Genomic DNA, 23,982 nt, shown 5'->3' with positions numbered 1-23,982 from the left:
CGCCGGGAAAACTCAGGTTCAGCAGTGCGCCTTCAGCGCCGCAATATCCTTCGGCGTGGTCCGGCAGCAGCCGCCAATCAGCTTCGCCCCAGCCGCCAACCACTGCGGCAGATAGCCTTCCAGCGTGGCGCAGGCTTCGCCGTGGTGATGCCAGGTTTTACTTACCGCATCGTAGTGCTCGCCGGAGTTGGGATAGACCACCAGCGGCAGCGGCGTCAGATTATGCAGATATGCCAGCGCCTCAACGGTATTTTCCAGCGCGATACAGTTAATGCCCACCGCCAGAATCTGCGGATAGTCCGCCAGCAGCGCCAGCACATCGCGCAGCGGCGTGCCGTCGCTCAGGTGCTGAGCATCACGCAGGGTAAACGAGAACCATGCTTGCGCTACCGGGTACTCATCGAGCAGTTGCGCCAGCGCACGAATTTCAGCGAACGATGGCAGGGTCTCGCAGGCCAGCAGGTCAACGCCCGCCTCCAGCAAGGCTTCAACACGCGGGCGATGGAAATCCTGGAACACCTGCGCACTGCGCTGGTAGTCGCCACGATACTCCGAACCATCCGCCAGGTAAGCCCCATACGGCCCCACGGAACCCGCAATCAACAACCCTTTTGCCGACGGGTTTTCCGCACGGTACGAGTCGCGAGCCTGCTTCGCCAGCTCCACGCTTTTGGCAATCAGCGAGCGGGCCTGCGCTTCATTGAGCCCACGTGCGGCAAAGCCGTCCGGCGTCGCCTGATAGCTGGCGGTGATCGCTACCTGCGCCCCGGCGCGGAAGTAGTCGAGATGAACGTCATAAATCAGCTGCGGGTTTTCCATCAGCACTTTCGCCGACCATAGACTGTCGGCCAGGTCGCAACCGCGCGCCTCTAGCTCGGTCGCCATCGCGCCGTCGAGCAGTACAAAGGGATGGTCGGTCAGAATTGAGGTTAAGGGATTATTCTGCGGCATGCTGCGGCGCCTCCTCGGTCGGGCGTGAACGTGTGAGATAGTAGGCACCATAGCACAGCGCCACAAACGGGATCCCGCACCACAGCGCAATCCGCTGCGAGGGGTCAAAGGCCAGCCCAAGACAGGCCACCACGCAGAGCACAAAGCCCAGCACCGGCACCAGCGGATACCACGGCGCGCGATAGTGCAGCTCGCTCAGCGCTTTCCCCTGCTGCAGATGGCGGCGGCGGAACATAAAGTGCGAGGCGCAGATGCTTATCCACACCGCCACCACCGCAAAACCGGAAATCGCCGACAGCGCGACAAACACGGTATCCGGCGCGACGATGCTGGAGAACAGCGCCAGCAGCCCACCGAGCATACTCACCGACAGCGCCACCAGCGGCACGCCGTTTTTGGTCAGCTGCGAGAAGCAGCGCGGCAGCGTACGTTCGTTAGAGAGCGACCACAGCATGCGGCCTGAGGCATACAGCCCGGAGTTCGCCGCCGACAGAATCGCCGTCAGAATCACGAAGTTGAAAATGTCCGCCGCATACGGAATCCCCACTTTCTCAAATACCAGCACGAACGGGCTCTTTTCCACGCCAGCCTGCTGCATCGGGATCAGCGCCGCTAGCACAAACACAGTACCGATAAAGAAGATAATCAGCCGCGCAATGGTGGTGCGAATGGCGACCGGAATCACCTTGTGCGGGTTCTCGGTTTCCCCTGCGGCAATACCAATCAGTTCGGTACCCGAGAAAGCAAAGTTCACCGCCACCATAGTCATCAGGATAGGCAGCCCGCCGTGTGGGAACCAGCCCTCAGCGGTAATGTTCGACAGCCCCGGTGCGGGCGAGCCGTCCTGCATGGGAATAAAGCCAAAGATAGCCGCGCCGCCAAGGATGATAAATGCCACGATGGTGATGACCTTTACCAGCGAGAACCAGAACTCGCCTTCGGCAAAGAAGCGAGTCGAAATGACGTTAAGGCCGAAAATGAGTACGCAAAATAGCAGACACCAGATCCACACCGGCACCTGCGGGAACCAGTACTGCATACAGAACCCGGCGGCAGTAAAGCTCGAACCGAGCGCCACCGTCCAGGTGAGCCAGTAGAGCCACGCCACGGTGTAACCGGTGGCCGGGCCGAGGTAGCGTGAGGCGTAAAGGTGAAACGCGCCGGTTTCCGGCATCGCCACCGACAGTTCACCGAGACACTGCATCACCAGCCAGACGACCAGCGCGCCAATCAGATAGGCCAGCAGCGTACCCGCCGCGCCGGTGGTGGAGATGATATAGCCGGTATTGAAAAACAGCCCTGTGCCAATAACACCACCCAGCGACAACATAATCAGGTGGCGGGTTTTCATGGTGCGCTTTAACTGCCCACCTTGTTGTTGTGTTGTGTTTTGCATTATTACCTTCTAAACGTATGGACATCTAAACATCCAAACCAGAAGAAGGTTATACAACGATTGGTAAGCAATTGCAAAGCGGGGGGATCACCAGAAATGAGGGAGGGTGCGGGTTTTCCTCCCTCTCCCTTCCAGGGAGAGGGCCGGGGTGAGGGTACAACGCGCCCCCCCCACCACCTACTCGTCGAAGAACCAGTACCCCTGATTAATCAACGCCGTCAGCTCCACCACAAACGCAGGATTATGCAGTGCTTCGCCGAGCAGCGCGCTATTCACTTCGGTATAGCGGCTCAGCACGTCCATCGCCTGTGGCGCGCAGGTTTCTACCCGCTCGCTGTTAATAAAGAAGCAGCCGCCGATATTCAGCACCCGCAGGCCGTTCAGACGACGCAGGGTGTCACCGCCTTCCAGCGCGGCAGCCACCTCTTCCGGTTCGTACGGCGGCTCGGCTGGCGCCAGATCCAGCTCATGGCGCGGCGTGCTGATAAAACTGCCGAACCACTGCTTAAAATCATCCGGCTGACGGAGCATATCGATCATCATGGTGCGCAGGCGCTCCAGCTCATGATCTTCCACTTTCCCCGCATGTTCGCGGCAGGTCAGATCTGGATCGGTGTAATACTTCTCGCCCAGATCGTTTTCCAGCGCATAGTCCGCAAAGCTGCTGATCAGCTCGCGGCCGTTTGGCCCGCGGAAACCGACGGAGTAGTTCAGCGTCGCTTCGAAGGTATAACCATCGTGCGGGAATCCTGGTGGAATATAGAGAATATCGCCGGGGTTCATCTCGACTTCGATAATCGGCGTAAAGGGTTCGACATGCAGCAACGCCGGGTGCGGGCAGTGCTGTTTTAATGGCAGTGCATCACCCACGCGCCAGCGACGGCGGCCCATGCCCTGGATAATAAATACGTCGTACGGGTCAATGTGTGGCCCCACGCCACCGCCCGGCACCGAGAAGGAGATCATCAGGTCGTCCAACCGCCAATCCGGCAGCACGCGGAACGGACGCACCAGTTCGGCGGAAGGTTCATGCCAGTGGTTCACCGCCTGCGCCAGCAGCGACCAGTTTTCCTCGCCCAGATGGTCAAAATCTTCAAACGGGCCGTTGCTGGCCTGCCATTTGCCGTCGGCGTGGCTGACCAGACGGCTGTCGACTTCCATCTCCATTGCCAGACCGGCCAGTTCATCCGGGGTGATCGGGTCAACGAAGTTCGGGAACGCGTTCTTCAGGACGACCGGTTGCTTCTGCCAGTATTTTTCTAAAAATTCCGGCCAGTTGAGGTTCAGTTGATAAGCCATGTTGCTTTACCATCACAGTAGAGGAGTAGGCCCGATTATAAAGAGGCCCGCAGTGGGCCTCTTTGTGGTGAATCAATTGCCGAGCCTTCTGCTTACACCGCGACGACGCGGTTACGCCCCTGCTGTTTGGCACGATAAAGCGCCGCATCGCTGCTATGGATAAGCTCGGCACCAATATCCGCCGGGCTCTGGATGCTGCAAACGTACAGCGGCGCATCCCAGGTCATCACGCCAAGGCTGATGGTCAGCACGCCGCCAAGCGGGCTGGTTTCATGCTCAATATTCAGGTCCATCACCCGTTCGCGCAGACGTTCGGCCACCGCTCGCGCCCCCTCTGCGCTGGTATCCGGCAGCATGATTAAAAACTCTTCGCCGCCATAGCGGCTGACGCTATCGTCCGGCCTCAGCCCGCCCTTCAACGCGTCCGCCACGGCCTTCAGCACGCGGTCGCCCGCCTGATGGCCGTAGGTATCGTTATAGCGTTTGAAAAAATCGAGGTCGGCCATACAGAGTGAAAGTGATGACCCTTCGCGCTGGGCGCGGGTGATTTCATAGTTCAGCCGTTCGTCCATGTAGCGGCGGTTGAACAATCCGGTCAGATGGTCCCGCTCGGCGTACTGCAACAGTACCTGGTTAGCGCTGGCGAGCTGTTGCTCCGCCAGTTTGCGGTCGGTAATGTCCATCCACGCGGAGGAGATCCCTGCCACGTTACCGCCCGCGTCATACACCGGCATTGGCTTAATATAGAAGTAACGTCCGTAGAGGAAAACTTCTTTGCTGGTGATTTCCTCTCCGGCATCAAGTCGAATAAAATCCTGCTGAAACAACAGATTCCATTCTGGCATGATATCCCGCAGGCACTGGCCAATCAGCGCATCTTCCGGCTGCCCGAGCAGCTCGCCCATCGCTTTATTCGCTTTGGTGAGCTGTCCAAAACGGTTAATCACACACAGCGCCAGCGGCGTGCTCTGGTAGATAGACTCCAGTTGCAACACCCGTTCGCCAAGCTGGGAGATATCGCGGTCGGTGCCGCGATAGCCGGTTAACTCTCCCTCGGCATCAAAAAGCGGAATACCGCTGGTTTCGATGATCACCACGCTGCCATCTGCCCGACGGTTGCGGTTAATCATGCCGTTAAAAGGCTGCTGAGACGCCAGCACATGACCAAAGAATTTCTGCACCCGCTCCGATTCTGCCGGTTCCATAAAATCAAACGGCGCGCGGCCAAGCACCTCTTCAGGTGCGTACCCCAGCAGGTTATTCACCACGTTGGACACCCACACGTAGCGCCCCTGCGCGTCAACTTCCCAGATCCAATCCGTGTTGTGGTTGAGAAGATCCGCGAGCTTATCGGCTTCGCTCATACTCCCCTGCGCAAATTGCTTATCCATTGCATCTCATCCTTTTCCGTTAGCGCTCCACTCGCCTTATTGCGCGGTCAAAAAACAACCTCTCCATCAACCAATACATAATGAGTGGCTATTAAATAATCATGAACGCTTTAACAATATGTGCCATTGTTCTATTTTATAGCAAAAATAAAGGAGGTCGCGTTGTGATTTTAATTAAATATTCATGCCCTAAATGTAACCATACAACAGAACTTGCCGATGTTGAAAAAATAACGAACTCCTCCGATGAATATCCTTTATGCTGCGCCGGCTGCGGCCAGCATTTTAGCAAAGCTACGCTGACAAAATTCGCCCGCCAGCGAGCGGAAGAGATGATAAAGCGCGCATTATCACGATTAAAAAAGCATACCTCGCAATAACATTGCCATACGTGCTTAGATTGATTAATAGTACTAATTAATTATCTATTGCAATAAATAACGTCAGACTAATACAAAATAAATTCGAATAACTTCTGATTATTAATCCATTCAATATTTAAAAAACGTCCCCTGCCCGCCGTTCATTCCATCACCACACATTATCAGCCCAACCACGGTCAACATCGAAGGTCGTCTCCCCCACCAATCCCACAAAATCCGATCCGCGATCGCATTTCTCAATTATACAAATGCAAAACAATTGATCATTATCAAACTCATTGCTAGCTTGCATAGCAACTGACCAGAAAATGGCCGTCGGTGGTAAACGGAGAACGTCATGTCAAATGTTAAAGAATTACACTGTGATCTATTGGTCGTCGGTACGGGCGCGGCGGGGATGTCTGCCGCCGTAACGGCGGCACATCAGGGGCTCGATGTACTAATGATTGAAAAACGTGACCGCTTCGGCGGCACGGCAGCGCGGTCAGGCGGATGGCTGTGGATCCCCTGCACGAAGCTGGCACAAGCCTACGGCCACGATGATTCACCGGAGGCGGTGAAAACCTATCTGCGCCACGAAGGTGGATCGAGCTACAACGAAGCGCGCGTCTCGGCCTTCTTGCAGCACGGCCCGCAGGCGGTGGACTTCTTCTTGCAAAACACGGCGGTCGATTTTGAAATGCCGCTGACCTTCCCCGACTATCACGCAGAAGCACCAGGGGCAATGCAGGGCGGGCGCTCGATGGTGGCAAAACCGTTCGATGCTCGTGAACTGGGTGACAACCTCAAACACCTGGAGCCTGCGCTGCCCGAGCTGACGGTGTTCGGCATGATGATTGGCTCTGGCAAAGATATTCGCCATCTGATGAACGCGACTCGCTCGCTGCAGTCAGCGGTCTACGCCGCGAAGCGCCTATCGAAGCATTTCTGGGAAACCCTGACGTTAGGCCGCGGGATGCTGCTGACCAACGGCAATGCGCTGATGGGCCGTCTGGCAAAATCCGCATTGGATAAAAACATTCCTATCTGGCGCCACTCACCGATTCAGACGCTGCTCTATGAAAACGGGCGCGTGGTCGGGGCAAAGGTTAAAAAAGACAATGAAATCATTACCGTCTACGCGAATAAAGGGGTGGTGCTGGCCGCCGGTGGGTTCTCGCATGACGTCGAGCGCCGTAAAGCCAACTATCGCCACGCGCCTACCGGTAAAGAGCACTGGAGCCCAACGGTGGAGTCCAACACCGGCGATACCTTCAGGCTATTTGAGGCGATCGGCGGCAAGATTGATAGCCATCTGGCGAATGCCGCCGCGTGGTCTCCGGTCTCACTGACAACACGCGCCGACGGCAGCCAGGGCGTGATGCCGCACTTTATTGACCGTGCCAAGCCCGGCGTGATTGCGGTCACCGCCAGGGGTCAGCGTTTTACCAATGAGGCCAATTCCTACCACGACTACGTGCAGGCGATGATCAAAGCCTGTGAAGGGGAAGGCGAAACCTGCTCGTGGCTTATCTGCGATCACCCTACCCTGCGCCGCTACGGTTTAGGCAGCGTCGCCCCCTTCCCGCTGCCGATAGGCCGCCATCTAAAATCAGGTTATTTATTGAAAGGAGCGACGTTGGAAGCGCTGGCAAGCCAGGCCGGAATTGACGCGCAGGGGCTAGGCAAAACGGTCGCCGCCTTTAATCAGGGCGCTATCAGCGGTCATGACCCAGCGTTCGGTAAAGGCTCGAAAGCCTACAACCGCTATCAGGGCGATGCCCTACACCAGCCGAACCCATGCCTGAAGGCTATCGAACGAGGGCCGTTCTATGCGGTGAAAATTCATCCGGGGGATATTGGCACCTACAACGGGATTCCGGTTGACGAACACTGCCGGGCGCTGGCCGAAGACGGTACGCCTATTGCCGGGCTGTATGCCATCGGCAACGACGCCACCAGCATTATGGGCGGCAACTATCCCGGCGCAGGGATAACCCTCGGCCCGGCGTTAACCTTTGGCTACGCCGTCGCGAAGTACATTGCCGGGCAGACGGTTGCCGGTGCAGAGCCTGTCATCAAAAAAGCGTCATAGCCGAGGAGCAGAAACGATGAATAGCGAGTTTAGCCTGAACGATAAATTGGTATTAATTACCGGTGCGGCACGCGGCAACGGTGCGGCGATGGCGGAAGGAATGGCGAAGGCCGGCGCGCGCGTGGTGCTGGTCGACGTGGACAGCGCGGCGGTCGAAGAGACGGCGGCGGCACTGCGTCATCAGGGCGCGAAGGTCTGGAGCTTTGGCGTGGACGTCAGCGATATTGAGCGCTGCGAAGAGCTGGCCGAAGAGGTGACGGCCAATATTGGTCACCTCGACGTGCTGGTGAATAATGCCGGAATTTTAAAGCGCATCCCATTTGATTCTGACGATGCCCACGAGGCGCTGCACCTGACGCTGTCGGTGAACGTGCTGGGGCCGTTTAATATGTGCAAGGCGTTCTTATCGTCGCTGATTGCCAGTAAAGGCAATATTATCAACGTCGCCTCGATTCAATCCTTCGTAGCGGCCCCTACCGCGTTTTCTTACGCCGTTTCCAAAGGCGGCCTGGCGCAGCTGACCCGTACGCTGGCGGCGGAGTTGGCCGAGCACGGCATTCGTGTAAACGCCATCGCGCCGGGGGTAGTGAATACCGATATGACCACCACCACGCGGGAAAATAAAAGCACGCTTGAAAGCTATTTAACCCACATCCCGCTGCGGCGCGTGGCGTCGCCGCAGGAACTGGTGGGGCCGGTGACTTTCCTTGCTTCCAACGCCGCAAGCTATGTGACCGGCGTGGTGCTGCCGGTGGATGGAGGCTATTTAGTCAGCTAACGTGCCCTCCCGGCGTCGCGTTGCTCGGCCGAGCGACGCGACGCGACGCGACGCCGGGAAACTCCCTCCTCTCCGATGACTATGCTAGAGTACCTATCCTCTTCTTTCAGAAGCCAATCTGGAGCGCAGCGTCATCATGAAGTCGGAACAACGAGGGATTCAGAGCGTTGAGGTCGCCGGGCACATTCTGCGGATGATGGTCGAACAGTCCGCGCCGATGAGCCTGACCGAAATCGCCGAACGGGTCGACTCCGCCCCCGCCCAGATTTTCAGCTATCTGGTGAGTCTGGAACGCACCGGCATGCTCAAGCGTGACCCGGTGACGCAAAAGTATGAGCCCGGTTCGCTGTCGCTGCGTCTGGGGATCAACGCGCTGTACGCCGCGCCAAAAGTAAAATCGGCAATTGCCGCCGTCGAACGTCTGGGCCAGCAGCACCAGTTGAACGTCTTTGTCGCCGTCTGGACGCGCTTTGGCCCGGTGGTCATTTTCTACCGCGAATACGGCATGGTGATGAACCTCGGCTTTAAGCAGGGCTCGGCCCTGTCGCTAACCCGCACCGCCACCGGCAAGCTGTTTGCCGCCCTGATGCCTGAAGCCGCGTGCGACGAGATTATCCGGGCGCAAACCTTCACCCGCGATGACCGCCAGCTGTTTAGCCGCGACGACTTCCAGCAGGCGCTGGCCCATATCCGCGAGCAGGGCCTGTCGATTTCCCGCAGCGTCCCCACCCCCTCCGTCTCGGCGCTCTCAGCCCCAGTACTGGACGGTAACGGCAACCTACAGCTGGCAATCAGCGCCTTCTCGGCCTCTCATCAGCTGGATGAACAGAAACTCGTGACGATCGGCAACCTGCTAAAAGCGGAAGCCCTGGCCCTAAGCGGAGACGCCCAATGAGCGAAAAATCACAGCGTCGGGTACAGTCGGTGGAAGTTGCCGCCGATATTCTGGAATCGCTTATCGCCAGCGGTACTCACAAAAGCCTCAAAGAGATTGCCAGCACCGCACAGATGAGCTCGGCCAAAGTCTTCCCCTACCTGATTAGCCTGGTGCGCGCGGGTCTGGTGAGCAAAGACGAGCAGAGTGGCCTGTACAGCGCCGGTTCGCTGTCGCAGGAGCTGGGGATTTTAGGGCTGCACTATCTGAATCCGCAGCGCGAAGGGGAACGCGTTACCCGACTGCTTGCTGAAAGCACCGGGCACGGCGTGGCCTTAAGCGTGTGGGGCAACCACGGCCCGACGGTGATTAGCTTTACCGAGCCGCGCCATACGCTGTATAGCGAAATTCGTCTTGGGTCAGTGATGTCACTCCCGTCGTCGTCCATCGGGCGCACCTTCTGCGCCTGGATGCCTGACGATATCATTGCTAATGCCTATAAAAACGCGACCGGTCAGGCGCTGAGTCAGGCGAAACGTGAAGAGTTTCCGCGGATCCGCGCGTCCGGCCTGGATATGCAGCATGACGCACCGGTGCCGGGCATTAGCTCGGTCAGCGCACCGGTATTTGAACTGAGCGGCGCTATCTATTTTGCGCTGACGCTGTTTGATGAGACGCAGATACTGAACCTCGATGCCGACAGCCCTACCCTTGCCCTGCTTCGCCAGCAGGCGGCTGCGCTTTCCGAAAGCCTCGGCTTTAAACCGTAACGGCGTTCGGCCGGGCTACCCTCAAATCGTAGCCCGGCCGAGGCGTGTGAGCGCCGATGCCGGAGAATCGACGGAACCCTTAAGCCAGGGCTTCCGCTTCCATCATCACCGGATGAAAACGGCGTTTGAAATAGATAAGCCCGTGGCTCTCCGCTTCCCCTAATGCAATGTTCTGAATCTCCACCAGATAGACCAGATGGCTACCGATGCTCTGCACCTGACGAATTTCGCCCTCCAGGCTTGCCAGCGACCCTTTCAGCACCGGTTGTTCCAGCACGCCGCGCTGCCAGCCGGAAAGCCCGAAGCGCTCGTCCATCGCCATACCGGTCATCCCGGCGAAGTGGCGGGCCATGATCTCCTGCTCATGGTTGAGCACGTTGATGCATAGCTTGCCGTTGCCCTGGAATACCGGGTTCATCGCACTGTTAGCGTTGATACAGACCATCACCGACGGCGGTGAATCCGTGACCGAGCAGACAGCGGTGGCGGTGATCCCGCAGCGGCCCGCTTCCCCTTCGGTGGTGACGACGTTAACGGCGGCCGACAGGCTGGCCATGGCATCGCGAAAACGCAGACGTTGTTCATCTAATTGCATTGTGACCTCCCGCTGCGAATTACTTCAGCAGCTTATCCAGCAGATTAATATCAGCGTTGTTGTGCAGGTGTGGCACCGTCCAGCCGTTCTGGTCGTATTCAGACAGGCAGCGATCGACCATCGCCATCATTTTGTCCATGTTGCCGGAGGTCTGCGCCTGACGCAGACACTGCAGGCGAATTTCATCCTGGCTACCGGAGTAGTTAATTTCATACAGCTCGTGACGGCCGCCGAATTCGCTGCCGATCGCATCCCACATCAGTTTTAAGATCTTGATACGCTCGACGTGATCCATCCCGTTGGAGCCGCGCACATACTTCGCCAGGTACTGGTCGATCTGCGGGTTGTTCAGGTCGCGGGCGCTCGACGGCAGATAGATCAGGCCGCTGGTGACGTTGCGTTCAATGATGTTTTTGATCTTGGCGTAGGCCATCGGCGCCATCACGCGGTAGGTTTGCAGCGCCGCGTGATCCGGCAGGTACGCGCCGTTAACCCACGGGGTCGCTTCAGAACACATGGAGTCGCTCTGCGCCCAGAACATGTTGCGCCATGCCACCACTTCACCGAGATCCGCCTGCACGCCACGGAACTCAGAAGTGCCTGTACACTCCAGCGATTTCTTCAGCAGGCCGGTAATGAAGTCGAGCTTCACCGCCAGACGTACGCACGCCTGCAACGGATACATACGGGCGAAACCGCCTTCCATCGTCCAGCGACGGCAGCGATCGAAATCGCGGTAGATCAGCACGTTTTCCCACGGGATCAGCACTTTATCCATTACCAGGATCGCATCGTTCTCGTCAAAGCGGCTGGAGAGCGGATAGTCGTACGGTGAGCCGGTTGCGCCCGCCACCAGCTCGTAGGAAGCGCGGGAAATCAGCTTCACGCCTTCGGCATCCATCGGCGCGACGAACATCAGCGCGAAGTCCGGGTTTTCGCCCATCACCTGCGCGGAGCCGAAGCCAATCATGTTGTAGTGGGTCAGCGCCGAGTTGGTCGCCACCACTTTCGCGCCGCTGACGATAATCCCGGCATCGGTCTCTTTTTCCAGCTTGATGTAAACGTCTTTCACTTCATCCGCTGGCTTGTGACGGTCGATGGGCGGGTTGACGATCGCATGGTTGAAGTACAGGCCGGTTTCCTGAATGCGCGAGTACCAGTGGCGGGCATTCTGCTCGAACTGGCCGTAGAACGCCGGGTTCGCGCCCAGCGCGCTGCCGAAGGCCGCTTTGTAGTCCGGGGTGCGCCCCATCCAGCCGTAGGAGAGACGTGACCACTCGGCGATGGCGTCGCGCTGCTGGCGCAGGTCGTCGGCACTTTTCGCCACGCGGAAGAATTTGTGGGTGTAGCCGCCGCTGCCGGTATCGGTGTTCCAGCACAGCGTGTCCTGCATTTCCGGTTTGTGCAGCGCATCGTACAGTTGGCCCACGGAGGCCGCCGCGTTGCGGAACGCAGGGTGGGTGGTGACATCTTTGACGCGTTCGCCGTAGATGTAGATCTCACGGCCGTCCTGCAGGCTTTTCAGGTACTCTTCACCGGTTAACGGGCGTTTGGTGTCTGCGCGGAAATCTTCAGGTTTCATTCGGGTACACTCCAGTATTCATCGGATTTGTTAAATTTATGTTTTGTTCTTGTTTCGTAATTGAAGCGTTTAAAGGGCAGGCGGTGAAGAGACTTTTGGGTCAACGGCTGGTACTTTTCGGGCGAGGGGTGGTTCTGTGATCTGGGTAGGGTTTGTGCGGTTCCCGGCGGCGCTTCGCTTGGCCGGGCTACACGCATATGTAGCCCGGCCAAGCGAAGCGCCGCCGGGGAAAAATCACGACACCGGTACTTTCTGCGCGCGAAACGCGCTCGGCGAACACCCCACTAAGCGGTTAAAAAAGCGGGCAAAATAGGCCGGGTCCTTAAACCCAAGCTGCCAGGCTATCTCGCTCACCGCGCTGTCGGAAAACAGCAGCAGGCGCTTGGCCTCACGCAGTTGCCTATCGAATATCAACCGCTTCGGCGGCCGGTTAGCGAAGCGGCGGCAGATATCCGTCAGCCGGGATTCGGTCAGATGCAATTCGCTGGCGTAGTCCGGTACCGTCCAGTGACGGTGGTAGTGGGTATCAATCATCTGGTTAAAGCGCTGGAACAGCTTCAGCTCGCCGCGTACGCCGCTGGCCGCGTGGTCGTCCAGCGGCGCGTTGCGCAGCAGCAGCGTGAACACCGCCTGCGCCAGCAGCACCAGCGTGTGCTCTCGCCCCGCCAGGTCGGACGTCGACTCGCGCTGAATCAGCCGCCAGTAGTGCGCCAGTGCCGCCAGCTCTTCAGGCTTGTCCGCCAGCGACAGGCACATCCCCGGCAGGCCGAACGCCTCGCGGGTGCCGGGATACAGCACCTCCAGCAGCGGCCAGACCAAATCTTCGCGAACCGTCAGCACGTGGCCGTCGCTATCTGACTCGGTGATAAACGCGTGCGGTACCGACGGCGGCGTCAGCACGAACAGCGGTGCCTGCACCGAATAGCGATGATCGTCGAGCTGCAGCTCAATCTGCCCGGTATCAAGAAAGTGCATCTGGAAAAACTGATCGTGTCGATGCGCCTGCATATCGCGGCCAAAAAACGCCGCCATACGAGCAAACGACTGATAGTGCACATCCTTGCTGCCGAGACTCTCCTCATACTCGGTGCTGATATCGATATTGGTAATCGCACGCTGGCACATAGCGGCGGCTCCTTACGGCGTGGCGCGCGGGCGCGAGGATTTCATCGGGATCGCCCAGATAATCACCGAACCCAGCACCAGTAGCGCGGCGACAAACCACAATCCGCTGTTAAAGCTGCCGGTCACATCTTTCAGCCAGCCGATCATAAACGGGCTCATCGCCGAGCCAATGTTGCCGGTGGCGTTGATCACCGCAATGCCGATCGCGCGAGCGCGCAGACTGATGGACTGATCCGGCGTGGTCCAGAAGATCGCCATCGCGCTAAAGGAACCGGTTGAAGCCATCACGATCCCCAACAGCTGGATCAGGCTATGGTTGGTGGCCGAGGCCAGCAGCCAGCCGGCGGCGGCAAACAGGAACGGCAGCGCCGTGTGGTGCTTACGTTCCTGGTACTTATCCGAATGGCGGCTCCAGTAGATCATGCCAAGAATAGTGCACACCTGCGGGATCGCCGCCAGCAGGCCGATGGTGATGTTACTGCTGCCCTCGTTAAAGCTCTTGAGGATCTGCGGCGTCCAGATGCTGATGGCACTCAGGGTATTGGTCAGGCAGAAGTAGGCCAGCGTGTACATCAGGACGATCGGCGTAAACACTTCGCGCCACAGGCTGCGCTGCTGCATGGCGCGGTGGCTAATCGCGCCCTCCGGCTGCACCAGCGTCAGATGGTCTTTATCCATCATCTCCTGCAGGCACTTTTTATCCTCGTCGGTCAGCCATTTGGCCTTCGCCGGGGAGTCATCAAGCCAGTACCAGACCATCACGCCAAGCAGCACTGCCGGGAAGCCTTCCAGCAGGAACAACCACTGCCAGCCGTGCATGTTCAGCAGACCGTCCATCGACAGAATATAGCCCGAGACAATCGAACCCAGCGCGGTGGTCACCGGCATGGCAATCATAAACAGGGCGTTGGCGCGGGCGCGGAAAAACGCCGGGAACCAGTAGGTTAAGTACAGCAGAATGCCGGGCAGGAACCCGGCTTCGGTAATGCCCACCAACATGCGCAGCACGTAGAGGCTTTTTGGCCCGACGGCGAACATGGTGGCGGTAGAGGCGATGCCCCACAGCACCATAATGGTGGCAATCCAGCGCCGCGCGCCGACGATGCTCAGCATGATGTTGCTGGGAATACCGAAAATCACGTAGGTGGCGTAGAACAGCGTGGTGGCGAGGCCGAACATGGTGGCGTTGAGGCCAAGATCCGCCCCCATCGTCAGCCCGGCAAAGCCGATATTAATGCGGTCTAAGAATGAGAAGATAAACAGCACAAACAAAAACAGAACCAGACGACGAAACAGTTTATTGATAACCGATTGTTGGCCCGCCGTCAGTTGCTTGTGCTGGTCGGCCGGGTTGAGTTGCTCCGGGATTGCAGGTGATGTGTCGCTCATTATCCTTTCCTCTGATGGGAATTTGCGTAGGGTGAAGCAGGTTTTGCCCGGGGCGCTGCGCTTGCCGGGCCTACGGGTAGGTCGGATAAGCGCAGCGCCATCCGGCAGGGGTTAATACACGCCGGACGAACCCAGCGAGGTTTTCTCCGCGCCAAAGCGCGCCGCCAGCGCTTCTGCGCCGCGGGCCAGCAGCGTGGTATCAACGCCGACGGCGACAAACAGCGCCCCCAGCTCCAGATAGCGCTTCGCCAGCGGTTCGTTGGCCATCAGAATGCCCGGCGCTTTCCCCGCCGCACGAATCTGCACGATGGCTTTTTCAATCGTCGCCTGCACTTCCGGGTGCTGCGGATTACCGGCAAAGCCCATATCGGCGCTGAGATCCGCCGGGCCGATAAATACGCCATCTACACCGTCGACGTCGAGGATCTGCGCCAGGTTGCTGACCGCTTCACGGGTTTCAATCTGCACCAGCACGCACATCGTGTCGTTAGCCTGATGGATATAGTCCGGCATACGGTTCCAGCGCGATGCACGCGCCAGCGCACTGCCCACACCGCGAATGCCCTGCGGCGGGTAACGGGTCGCGGCAACCGCCGCCCGCGCTTCATCGGCGTTCTGCACCATCGGCACCAGCAGGGTCTGGGCGCCCACGTCGAGCAGCTGTTTAATCTGCACCGCGTCGTTCCACGACGGGCGCACCACCGGCTGGCTTGGGTATGGCGCAATCGCCTGTAGCTGGGTCAGCACGGTCTGAACGTTGTTCGGCGCATGTTCGCCGTCAATCAGCAGCCAGTCGAAGCCCGCTCCCGCCAGCAGTTCGGCGCTGTAGCTGCTGGAGAGCCCCAGCCACAGGCCAATCTGCGGCTGGCCGGCTTTCAGCGCGTCTTTAAAACTGTTCTTCATCATCGTTTTTTCCTTTTATACGAACCGGCAGGTGATCGCGCCCATGTTGCCGTAGTCGACGTGGAAGGTGTCACCCTTACGCGCCGGAACCGGGCGAGTGAAGGAGCCGCCGAGGATAATCTGCCCCGCTTCCAGCTGAACGTCGTACGGCGCCAGCTTGTTCGCCAGCCACGCCACGCCGTTGGCCGGGTGGTTGAGTACGCCAGCGGCAACGCCGGTCTCTTCAATCACGCCGTTGCGGTAGAGCAGCGCGGAGATCCAGCGCAGATCCAGTTCGTCGGGCTTAATCGGCCGACCACCGAGGATCACCCCCGCATTGGCAGCGTTGTCGGAGATGGTGTCGAACACCTTGCGCGGGCGCTGGGTTACCGGGTCCACGTTGTGGCTGCGGGCGTCAATCAGCTCCAGCGCCGGGATCACGTAGTCGGTGGCATTGTAAACATCGAACAGCGTGCAGTTCGGTCCGCGCAGCGGTTTTGCCAGCACGAACGCCAGTTCAACTTCAATACGCGGTACGATAAAGCGGTCGGTCGGAATGTCGCTGCCGTCGTGGAAGAACATGTCGTCGAGCAGCGCGCCGTAGTCCGGTTCGCTAATCTGCGAGCTGGCCTGCATCGCTTTTGAGGTCAGGCCAATTTTGTGGCCTTTGAGCGTGCGCCCTTCAGCAATTTTCATCTCGACCCATTCGCGCTGTACGGCGTAGGCGTCTTCGATGGTGATGTCCGGGTAATCCAGCGAGACGGCACGGATCTGCTCACGCTGTTTTTCAGCCTGATTCAGCCGTTGGGCAATCAGGGTACGGGTTTGTTTATCGAGCATAGTGATTCCTGTGGCATACGGCAGCTCGGCGTAAACCCCGGGGTCGGCGTGAACGCCTCGCCCGGGCTACGTATTGGTAGCCCGGCCAAGCGCAGCGCCGCCGGGGATTGCGCGGGGCAATTAGCGCGTTATTTAAATAACGCGTGCACGTTGTTCTGTTTGTAATTCAGCGTCGGGTGCAGCTCGTCCATCTCAAACGACAGCGCCAGATAGCGGCTGTCCATCAGCGTGGCGAAGTGGGCTTTAATCAGCCCGAACAACATTTCGCCCACCTCCTGGCGACTCTCCAGGCTGCGCCCGGTGCCGATTTTCAGCGTCATATGCACAAACGCGTAGTCGTGCTTACCGTCGGCCATCTGCCAGGTATCCAGCCAGTGGGCGCGGCTGCGGATGCCGCCGATCGGGAAAATCCCGGTGGCGGCCAGCGCCTCGTTCACCTTGCCAAACAGGCCCGGCAGGTCGGCCTGTTCGCGGATGTTGGTGGTGCATTCAGCAATAAAGTGCGGCATGGTTGTTCCTCACGCGGGCAGCGGGAATACGGCGTTCACCTGCCCGGTACCGGAGCTGGCGAACAGGTCGGTGATAAACTCCACTTTGCCGTCGTACTTATCCCAGCCCAGCATCCCCAGCAGCATCACGGTGTCGTGCATATTGCCTTCGCCGTAGCAGTAATCGGCGTACTCCGGCAGCATGGTGCAGAACTCTTTGAACTTGCCTTCGCGCCACAGCTTGACCACGCGCTCGTCCATCTGATGGTCGAACTCGCGGGTGTAGCTGTTCATCCCCTCTTCCGCACGCTGGTCGTCGATAAATCGGTGCGACAGCGAGCCGCTGGCAAACACCGCCACCGTACCGTCGTATTTCTCGATGGCTTTGAGGATCGCCTCGCCCAGCCTGCGGCTGTCGGCAAAGTCGTGTACAGTACAGAACGCCGAAATAGAGACCACTTTGAAGTGCTTATCGGCGTTCATATAGCGCATAGGCACCAGCGTGCCGTACTCCAGCTTCAGGCTCGGAATGTTGTGCGCTTTGGCGCGCACGCCCAGCGCCACGGCTTCATCGGCAATCAACTGACCCAGTTCCGGGTTACCGTCATAGTCGTAGGTCATGTCGCGGATAAAGTGCGGCAGCTCGTTGCTGGTGTAGATGCCCTTAAAGCTCTCCGCGCAATTGATGTGGTAGGCGCTGTTCACCAGCCAGTGGGTATCGAACACGATAATGGTGTCGACGCCCATCTCGCGGCAGCGTTTACCAATCTCTTTGTGGCCATCAATGGCACTCTGACGGCAGCCGAAGTTTTTCCCCGGAATTTCAGAAAGGTACATCGACGGCACGTGCGTGATTTTTGCTGCTAACGCTAACTTACCCATATCAGACTCCCCATTTCGGGATGGGATGGTCACCCATCGAGATACAGACGTTTTTCATTTCTGCGAACACTTCGAAGCTGTACTCGCCGCCCTCGCGGCCGGTACCGGAGGCCTTTACGCCGCCGAACGGCTGGCGCAGGTCGCGCACGTTCTGGGTGTTGACGAACACCATCCCGGCTTCGATACCGCGCGCCAGACGCAGCACTTTGCTGATGTCCTGGGTCCAGATATAAGAGGCCAGGCCGTACTCAATGTCGTTCGCCAGGCGCAGACCTTCCGCCTCGTCTTTGAACGGCAGCAGGCAGGCTACCGGACCAAAAATCTCTTCCTGGGCCACGCGCATGCGGTTATCGACGTCCGCCAGCACCGTTGGGCGCAGGAAGTTGCCGTTCTTAAGATGCGCAGGCAGGTCGGTCGGTTTTTCCGGGCCACCGGCCAGCAGGGTCGCGCCCTCTTCGATGCCAAGACGGATATAGCCGGAGACTTTTTCCCAGTGCTGCTGGCTAATCAGCGCGCCGACCTGAGTATTCGGGTCGTTCGGGTCACCGACGCGCAGACGGTTGGCACGCTCGGCAAAACGTTTGACGAACTCCGGGTAGATGCTCTGCTGGATAAAGATGCGCGAACCGGCGGTGCAGCGTTCACCGTTGATGGAGAAGATGGTGAACAGCGCGGCGTCCAGCGCCCGTTCAATATCGGCGTCTTCAAAAATCAGCACCGGCGATTTGCCGCCCAGCTCCATGGAATACTTCTTCAGCCCGGCGTTTTTCATGATGTTGCGCCCGGTGGCGGTGCCGCCGGTAAAGGAGACGGCGCGTACATCGTGATGACGCACCAGCGCATCACCGGCGCTGGCGCCGTAGCCCTGCACCACGTTCAGTACGCCCGCCGGAATACCGGCTTCCAGCGCCAGCTCGCCCAGACGGTCGGCGGTCAGCGGCGACAGTTCGGACATTTTCAGCACCGCGGTGTTACCCAGCGCCAGACACGGCGCGACCTTCCAGGTGGCGGTCATAAACGGCACGTTCCACGGCGATACCAGCGCACACACCCCCACCGGCTGCACGAGGGTGTAGTTGAGCATCTTGTCATCAACCGGGTAGGTTTTGCCGTTCATCTGCTGGCACACTTCAGCGAAGAACTCGAAGTTATGCGACGCGCGTGGGATCAACACGTTTTTGGTCTGGTGAATCGGCAGGCCGGTGTCGGCGGTTTCCATCGCCGCAATTTCCGGCACGTTCTGGTCAATCAGGTCACCCAGACGACGCATCAGGCGCGCGCGCTCTTTCATCGGCAGGTTAGCCCACTTCGGGAAAGCCTCTTTCGCCGCCGCGACCGCCTGGTTCACTTCCGCTTCACCGCCGGAGGCGACTTCTGCCAGCACCTCGCCGGTTGCCGGGTTGGTGGTGTGGAAATAGTCCTGACCGGCGACGTTTTTGCCGTTGATCCAATGGTTAATCTTTTTCATTTTGCAGACTCCTCGCTGACAATCCGGTTCACCAGGCGACCCACGCCCTCAACTTCCACCACCACTTCATCGCCCGGCACCACGTCGGACAGCCCTTTCGGCGTGCCGGTGGCGATCATGTCGCCCGGTTGCAGGGTCATAAATTCGCTGAGGTATGAGACCAGGAACGGCACGCTGAAGATCAGATCTGCGGTGGTGCCTTCCTGGCGCAGCTCGCCGTTGACGTAGGTGCGCAGGGTGAGGTTATGCGGGTCGGGAATCGCCGCTTTTGGCACCACGTTAGGGGAAATCGGCGTCAGCCCATCGCGGCTTTTTACCCGCAGGTTCGGGCGGTAGTAGTTTTCCAGGTAGTCGCGGATGGCGTAGTCGTTGCAGACCGTATAGCCCGCGACGTAGTCCATGGCGTCCGCTTCGCTCACCTTGTGCGCGGTTTTACCCATCACCACCACCAGCTCAGACTCGTAGTGCATGTACTCGACGTTATCCGGGCGCACCGAAGTCTGGTTGTCGCCATTGAAAGTGTTAGGCGCTTTGATAAATACCAGCGGCTCTTCCGGCGGCTTAAAGTCCAGCTCGCTGGCGTGGTCAGCGTAGTTCAGCCCCAGCGCGAACAGTGTGCCGTGATCGTGCGGGCGCGGCACCGGACGGGCGTCCGCTTCGGCAACCACCGGGTTTTCCAGCGGCGGGAAGCCTTCCGCCAGCACGCGTACCTGATCACCGAGGCGCAGCGCAACGCGGCTATGAGGGGTACCTATCAGAATGGCATCGCCTGGGTTCAGGGTGGCGAAATCGCTCAGCGCGCTCAGCAACTCGGCGGCGCTGCGATTAAGGTCAGCGGTGCTCCACTGGTCAGCATGACGACCGTTGATTTCGGTAATGATGGTCAGGTTGTCAACGTTATCAACGCTCACCACCTCACCCAGCGGGCAGAAGCCGTCGCGGCATTTGGCTTTAATCGCCGGGCGGTAGAAGCTCTCTTCCGGCAGGCTGACTTCGTTTGCCAGCGCGTAACCGGCGATATAGTCAGCGGCCTCTTCGACGCGGACTTTACGGGCCGTTTTGCCCACCACCAGCGCCACCGTCGCGCCGCTTAATACCGTTTCACCCTCTGGGAACGGGATCGGCTGACCGGCTTCGGTAACGGTATTGTGCGGTTTGATAAACCAGACGGCGGTTTTAGGCGGTGCCTTGTAGGGGGCCTGCTCGAACGCGTCGCGCCAGGCATCAAGCTGGCTGCGGTGGTTGAGCGCCACGGCGAAAACGGTACCTTTCATTTACAGCTCCTCAGAGACGACGAACAATTCATTAATATGTTAATGATGTGTTTTATGCTTCCGCCGCTCATTTAGCAAACACAAGTCAATTTTTTGTGACTTGATTAACAATAATTTCACATAAAATAAATACACCTCATATTTATCAATTAGTTATAAAAACAACATTGCGTTAACGTCAGGTTTCGGTAAAAATCAGCTGTAGATAAAAGCAACATTGCTATATTGTTCATATATTAATGATGAGAAGGCTGGAGTGGCAGAATGCACGATTCTTTAACCATCGCCCTGATGCAGGCGCGGGAAGTGGCGATGACCTATTTTCGGCCGATCGTAAAGCAGCATAATTTGACAGAGCAGCAGTGGCGCATTGTCCGCGTGCTGGTCGATAACCCATCGATGGATTTCCACGACCTGGCCGCCGCTACCTGTATTTTGCGCCCCAGTCTGACCGGGATCCTCACGCGTATGGAGCGCGATGGCCTGGTGCTGCGCTTAAAGCCGGTGAACGATCAGCGCAAGCTTTATGTGTCGCTAACGAAAGAAGGGTATGCGCTATATGAGCGCGCACAGGCGAAAGTGGAAGAGGCCTATCAGCAGATTGAAAAACAGTTCACGCCTGAAAAAATGAAGCAGCTCACCGCCCTGCTGCACGAGTTCATCTCCCTGCAAAAATAGTTTCCAAAATCTGCCTGTTTATTGATGTAAATCAGGCAGCATCCCGCTCTCTTCACGCCTCATTACGCCGTTACTTACCTTGATACACTTAGGTGGTACGTCATCTTAATAATTTTGAATTAGATCACAAAAATTTCTGAAACATGAGTTTAGTATTCGGAAAAAATGTGACACGGATTCACTAAATCTCATAAATGGACCGCAGTGCGTTGCTCCCGCCTCTTTTTGGCCCAGCAAATTATCTTCTCTCTGTATGACCGTAGTTGTGCCTGTCCACCCAACACAGGCCGTTTCACATTCTAAGAAGTAAAGGAAAGTTTTATGCGCACCACTGGTCATAAGCGCTGGTTTATGGTGGCTCTAGTCACGCTTGGCACAATCCTGTGTTATTTAACCCGCAATACTATTTCGGCCGCCGCGCCTACGCTGCAGAGCAATCTCCACATCACAACCCAGCAATATTCCTGGATTGTGGCCACCTTCTCCGCCTGTTACACCATCGCACAGCCTATCGCGGGTTATGTGCTGGATACCCTTGGCACCAAAGTTGGCTACACCCTGTTCGGCGGCATGTGGGCCATCTTCTGCATTGGCGCGGCCTTCACCAACAGCTGGCAGGGTCTGGCGCTGTGCCGCGGCCTGGGCGGCTTCGCCGAGAGTGCGATGATCCCTGCCGGTCTGAAGTCCGTTACCGAATGGTTCCCGGATAACGAACGTTCCGTTGCCGTCGGCTATTTCAACGTCGGCTCTTCCATGGGGGCAATTATTGCGCCACCGCTGGTCGCATGGGCCATCTTCATTCACAGCTGGCGTCTGGCATTTATCATCGTCGGGATTGCCAGCATGGTCTGGGCGCTGGGCTGGTATCTGGTTTATAACCGCCCAGGGCAGTGCAAAAGCCTGAGCAAAGAGGAATTCGACTACATCACCGACGGCCAGCCGGAACGTAAGGTGGTGGATAAGGTGCATATCGGTCAGCTGCTGCGCCAGCGTAAATTCTGGGGTATCGCCCTGCCGCGCTTCCTTGCCGAACCAGCATGGGGGACGTTCAACGCGTGGATCCCGCTGTTTATGGTGCACACCTACGGCTTTAACCTGAAAGATATCGCCATGTTCGCATGGATCCCGATGCTGTTCGCCGATATGGGCTGCATCATCGGTGGCTATCTGCCGGGGATCTTCCAGCGCGTCTTTGGCGTGAATATCGTGGTATCCCGCAAACTGGTGGTGACCATGGGCGCAGCGCTGATGATCCTGCCTGGCATGGTCGGCCTGTTCAGCAGTCCGTTCGTCGCCATCGCCCTGCTGTGCGTCGGCGGCTTTGCTCATCAGTCGCTGTCTGGCGCGCTGATTACACTCTCTTCCGATATGTTCGATCCGGGCGAAGTGGCCACCGCCAACGGTTTTACCGGCATGGCGGCGTGGACGGCGAGCACGCTGTTCGCCTTAGTGGTTGGCGCCCTGGCTGACACCTTAGGCTTCAGCCCGCTGTTCGCGGTGCTGGCGGCGTTTGACGTGATTGGGGCGATTATTCTGTGGGCGCTGCTGCGTTCGCCGGAACCTGAGCTGGAAGTGAATCCAGCCAGTTGACCTCCCCCCGGCGGCGCTACGCTTGGCCGGGCTACATGAACGGTAGCCCGGGCGAGGCGCTAGCCGACCCCGGGGTGGCTCGCCGATTTACTCAAGATTCAACAGCTGACTCACCAGCACAATATGGGTCTTAATCCCCACCGCCAGCGCATCTTCATCAATGCGGAAATGCGGGTTATGCACGTTCCACGTCGCCCCTTTCTCCTTATTGCCGCAGCCAATAAACAGGAACGCCCCCGGAATTTTCTCCTGATATGAGGAGAAATCTTCGCTGCCAAACAGCGCCTTCTCTTCCAGCTTCAGCGTGCCCGCCGGGAAGTGGCGGCCAATCGCCTCACGAGCAATCGCGTTGGTGATCTCATGGTTGTTGCCCACCGCGTAGCCTTTCTGCCACTGGATATCGCAACCTGCGCCGTGCGCTGCCGCAATACCGTTCACAATGCGCGACATCAGCCCCGGTACCGCTTCCCGCACCTGTTGATTATGGGTACGCAGCGTACCCGCCAGACGCGCGCTGTCGGGGATAACGTTATAGCTATCGCCTGCCTGGAAAGTGGCGATGGTTAGCACCGGCGCGGTGCCGGGGTCGATATTGCGGGCCACAATCTGCTGTAATGCGCCGACCATTTCAGCGCCAATGGTTACCGGGTCGATACAGTGCTGCGGCATCGAACCGTGGCCACCTTTACCGCGAATGGTGATATCAAAGTTGTCGCTGGAGGCCACATACACGCCCTCTTTTAAGGCGATGGTTCCTACCGGGCTGGTCGGGAAAACGTGCAGACCGAAAATATGTTCCACATCGTCCACCACGCCCAGTTCAACCAGCTCGCGCGCACCGCCCGGCGGCACCTCTTCGGCTGGCTGGAAGATAAACTTAATGCTGCCGTGCAACTGGTCGCGCAGTTGGCAGAGCACTTTGACCGCCCCCATCAGCATCGCCGCATGGGCATCGTGACCGCAGGCGTGCATCACGCCGGGCACGGTTGAACAGAAGCTTTCCCCGCTCTCTTCCTGTAGCGGCAGGGCGTCGATATCGGCGCGCAGCGCCCACATTGGCCCCGGATGCGCGCCGCGCAGCACGGCAATCACGCAGTTTTCCACCGGGCGGCTGATTTCCAGACCGGCAAACGACGCCAGCTCGCGGGCGATATAGTCCGCCGTTGGCTTCTCCTGAAACGATAAATCCGGGTGGGCGTGAATATGACGACGCCAGCGCAGCGCATCTTCAAAGGCCGCGGAGATTAACTGTTCAGTGGTGTGATTCATCAGA

General features: G+C 58.3%; 22 protein-coding genes. 7 read left to right on the top strand and 15 right to left on the bottom strand.

Features of this window, described 5'->3' with window-relative positions; genetic code table 11:
- Nucleotides 1-18: 18 nt before the first annotated feature.
- The 4 genes from mmuM to V6944_RS10845 all read right to left on the bottom strand — a co-directional run bounded on the left by mmuM (nucleotide 19) and on the right by V6944_RS10845 (nucleotide 5,037).
- Nucleotides 19-951, bottom strand: a complete 933-nt coding sequence (gene mmuM, locus V6944_RS10860; protein ID WP_333498955.1) for a homocysteine S-methyltransferase — start codon at nucleotides 949-951, stop codon at nucleotides 19-21.
- The gene (mmuP, locus tag V6944_RS10855; RefSeq protein WP_185667216.1) at nucleotides 938-2,347 is read right to left on the bottom strand and encodes an S-methylmethionine permease; all 1,410 of its coding nucleotides are present in this window, start codon (nucleotides 2,345-2,347) and stop codon (nucleotides 938-940) included. The genes mmuM and mmuP overlap by 14 nt, the downstream gene beginning before the upstream one ends.
- A gap of 177 nt (nucleotides 2,348-2,524) precedes the next feature.
- The gene (locus V6944_RS10850) at nucleotides 2,525-3,646 is read right to left on the bottom strand and encodes a ribosomal protein uL16 3-hydroxylase (RefSeq protein ID WP_333498954.1); all 1,122 of its coding nucleotides are present in this window, start codon (nucleotides 3,644-3,646) and stop codon (nucleotides 2,525-2,527) included.
- A gap of 92 nt (nucleotides 3,647-3,738) precedes the next feature.
- Nucleotides 3,739-5,037 (bottom strand): sensor domain-containing diguanylate cyclase, encoded by a 1,299-nt coding sequence (locus V6944_RS10845; RefSeq protein ID WP_333498953.1) that lies wholly within the window; start codon nucleotides 5,035-5,037, stop codon nucleotides 3,739-3,741.
- A gap of 164 nt (nucleotides 5,038-5,201) precedes the next feature.
- Between V6944_RS10845 and V6944_RS10840 the strand changes: the two genes are divergently transcribed.
- From V6944_RS10840 to V6944_RS10820, 5 genes are all read left to right on the top strand, one after another.
- Nucleotides 5,202-5,417, top strand: coding sequence for an ECs_2282 family putative zinc-binding protein (locus tag V6944_RS10840; RefSeq protein WP_333498952.1), 216 nt, complete (start codon nucleotides 5,202-5,204; stop codon nucleotides 5,415-5,417).
- Between the two features lie 340 nt (nucleotides 5,418-5,757).
- Nucleotides 5,758-7,494 (top strand): FAD-dependent oxidoreductase, encoded by a 1,737-nt coding sequence (locus V6944_RS10835; protein ID WP_333498951.1) that lies wholly within the window; start codon nucleotides 5,758-5,760, stop codon nucleotides 7,492-7,494.
- A 16-nt stretch (nucleotides 7,495-7,510) separates the two neighbouring features.
- A complete protein-coding gene (locus V6944_RS10830; protein ID WP_333498950.1) occupies nucleotides 7,511-8,272 on the top strand; it encodes an SDR family NAD(P)-dependent oxidoreductase in 762 nt (253 codons plus the stop codon).
- 136 nt (nucleotides 8,273-8,408) lie between these two features.
- Complete coding sequence (locus tag V6944_RS10825) at nucleotides 8,409-9,167, top strand: IclR family transcriptional regulator (RefSeq protein ID WP_333498949.1); 759 nt, start codon at nucleotides 8,409-8,411, stop codon at nucleotides 9,165-9,167.
- Nucleotides 9,164-9,916 carry an IclR family transcriptional regulator gene (locus V6944_RS10820; protein WP_333498948.1) on the top strand — a complete coding sequence of 251 codons (753 nt, stop codon included), beginning with the start codon at nucleotides 9,164-9,166 and terminating at the stop codon, nucleotides 9,914-9,916. Before V6944_RS10825 ends, V6944_RS10820 begins: the two co-directional genes overlap by 4 nt.
- A 79-nt stretch (nucleotides 9,917-9,995) precedes the next feature.
- On the opposite strand, the gene V6944_RS10815 is transcribed toward V6944_RS10820, so the two are convergent.
- The 10 genes from V6944_RS10815 to hpaG form a co-directional block, all read right to left on the bottom strand.
- Complete coding sequence (locus tag V6944_RS10815) at nucleotides 9,996-10,511, bottom strand: 4-hydroxyphenylacetate 3-monooxygenase reductase subunit (protein ID WP_333498947.1); 516 nt, start codon at nucleotides 10,509-10,511, stop codon at nucleotides 9,996-9,998.
- A gap of 19 nt (nucleotides 10,512-10,530) precedes the next feature.
- Entirely contained in the window at nucleotides 10,531-12,093 is a 1,563-nt protein-coding gene (gene hpaB, locus V6944_RS10810) for a 4-hydroxyphenylacetate 3-monooxygenase, oxygenase component (protein WP_333498946.1), read from the bottom strand.
- 234 nt (nucleotides 12,094-12,327) lie between these two features.
- Nucleotides 12,328-13,218 (bottom strand): 4-hydroxyphenylacetate catabolism regulatory protein HpaA, encoded by an 891-nt coding sequence (gene hpaA, locus V6944_RS10805; protein ID WP_333498945.1) that lies wholly within the window; start codon nucleotides 13,216-13,218, stop codon nucleotides 12,328-12,330.
- 12 nt (nucleotides 13,219-13,230) lie between these two features.
- Nucleotides 13,231-14,607, bottom strand: coding sequence for a 4-hydroxyphenylacetate permease (gene hpaX / locus V6944_RS10800; RefSeq protein ID WP_333498944.1), 1,377 nt, complete (start codon nucleotides 14,605-14,607; stop codon nucleotides 13,231-13,233).
- Between the two features lie 111 nt (nucleotides 14,608-14,718).
- Complete coding sequence (gene hpaI, locus V6944_RS10795; protein ID WP_333499052.1) at nucleotides 14,719-15,510, bottom strand: 4-hydroxy-2-oxoheptanedioate aldolase; 792 nt, start codon at nucleotides 15,508-15,510, stop codon at nucleotides 14,719-14,721.
- Between the two features lie 15 nt (nucleotides 15,511-15,525).
- Nucleotides 15,526-16,329 carry a 2-oxo-hept-4-ene-1,7-dioate hydratase gene (gene hpaH / locus V6944_RS10790; protein ID WP_220440524.1) on the bottom strand — a complete coding sequence of 268 codons (804 nt, stop codon included), beginning with the start codon at nucleotides 16,327-16,329 and terminating at the stop codon, nucleotides 15,526-15,528.
- 128 nt (nucleotides 16,330-16,457) lie between these two features.
- Entirely contained in the window at nucleotides 16,458-16,838 is a 381-nt protein-coding gene (locus V6944_RS10785; RefSeq protein ID WP_185667223.1) for a 5-carboxymethyl-2-hydroxymuconate Delta-isomerase, read from the bottom strand.
- Nucleotides 16,839-16,847: 9 nt separating this feature from the next.
- On the bottom strand, nucleotides 16,848-17,699 hold the full coding sequence (hpaD, locus tag V6944_RS10780) for a 3,4-dihydroxyphenylacetate 2,3-dioxygenase (RefSeq protein ID WP_035896717.1): 852 nt from the start codon (nucleotides 17,697-17,699) through the stop codon (nucleotides 16,848-16,850).
- Between the two features lies 1 nt (nucleotide 17,700).
- Nucleotides 17,701-19,167, bottom strand: coding sequence for a 5-carboxymethyl-2-hydroxymuconate semialdehyde dehydrogenase (hpaE, locus tag V6944_RS10775; protein ID WP_185667225.1), 1,467 nt, complete (start codon nucleotides 19,165-19,167; stop codon nucleotides 17,701-17,703).
- Nucleotides 19,164-20,441, bottom strand: coding sequence for a 4-hydroxyphenylacetate degradation bifunctional isomerase/decarboxylase (gene hpaG, locus V6944_RS10770; protein WP_333498943.1), 1,278 nt, complete (start codon nucleotides 20,439-20,441; stop codon nucleotides 19,164-19,166). The genes hpaE and hpaG overlap by 4 nt, the downstream gene beginning before the upstream one ends.
- Nucleotides 20,442-20,705: 264 nt before the next feature.
- On the opposite strand from hpaG, the gene hpaR reads away from it, so the two are divergent.
- Nucleotides 20,706-21,119, top strand: a complete 414-nt coding sequence (gene hpaR, locus V6944_RS10765; RefSeq protein WP_185667227.1) for a homoprotocatechuate degradation operon regulator HpaR — start codon at nucleotides 20,706-20,708, stop codon at nucleotides 21,117-21,119.
- A gap of 321 nt (nucleotides 21,120-21,440) precedes the next feature.
- Nucleotides 21,441-22,709, top strand: coding sequence for an MFS transporter (locus V6944_RS10760; protein WP_333498942.1), 1,269 nt, complete (start codon nucleotides 21,441-21,443; stop codon nucleotides 22,707-22,709).
- A gap of 87 nt (nucleotides 22,710-22,796) precedes the next feature.
- Here the strand turns inward: V6944_RS10760 and V6944_RS10755 are convergent, their stop codons facing one another.
- A complete protein-coding gene (locus V6944_RS10755) occupies nucleotides 22,797-23,978 on the bottom strand; it encodes an amidohydrolase (RefSeq protein ID WP_333498941.1) in 1,182 nt (393 codons plus the stop codon).
- Nucleotides 23,979-23,982 lie beyond the last annotated feature (4 nt).

Origin of the sequence: Kluyvera sp. CHPC 1.2972 (assembly GCF_036759925.1) — a bacterium.
GTDB lineage: Bacteria > Pseudomonadota > Gammaproteobacteria > Enterobacterales > Enterobacteriaceae > Kluyvera.
This window is presented reverse-complemented; position numbering and strand designations above follow the sequence as displayed.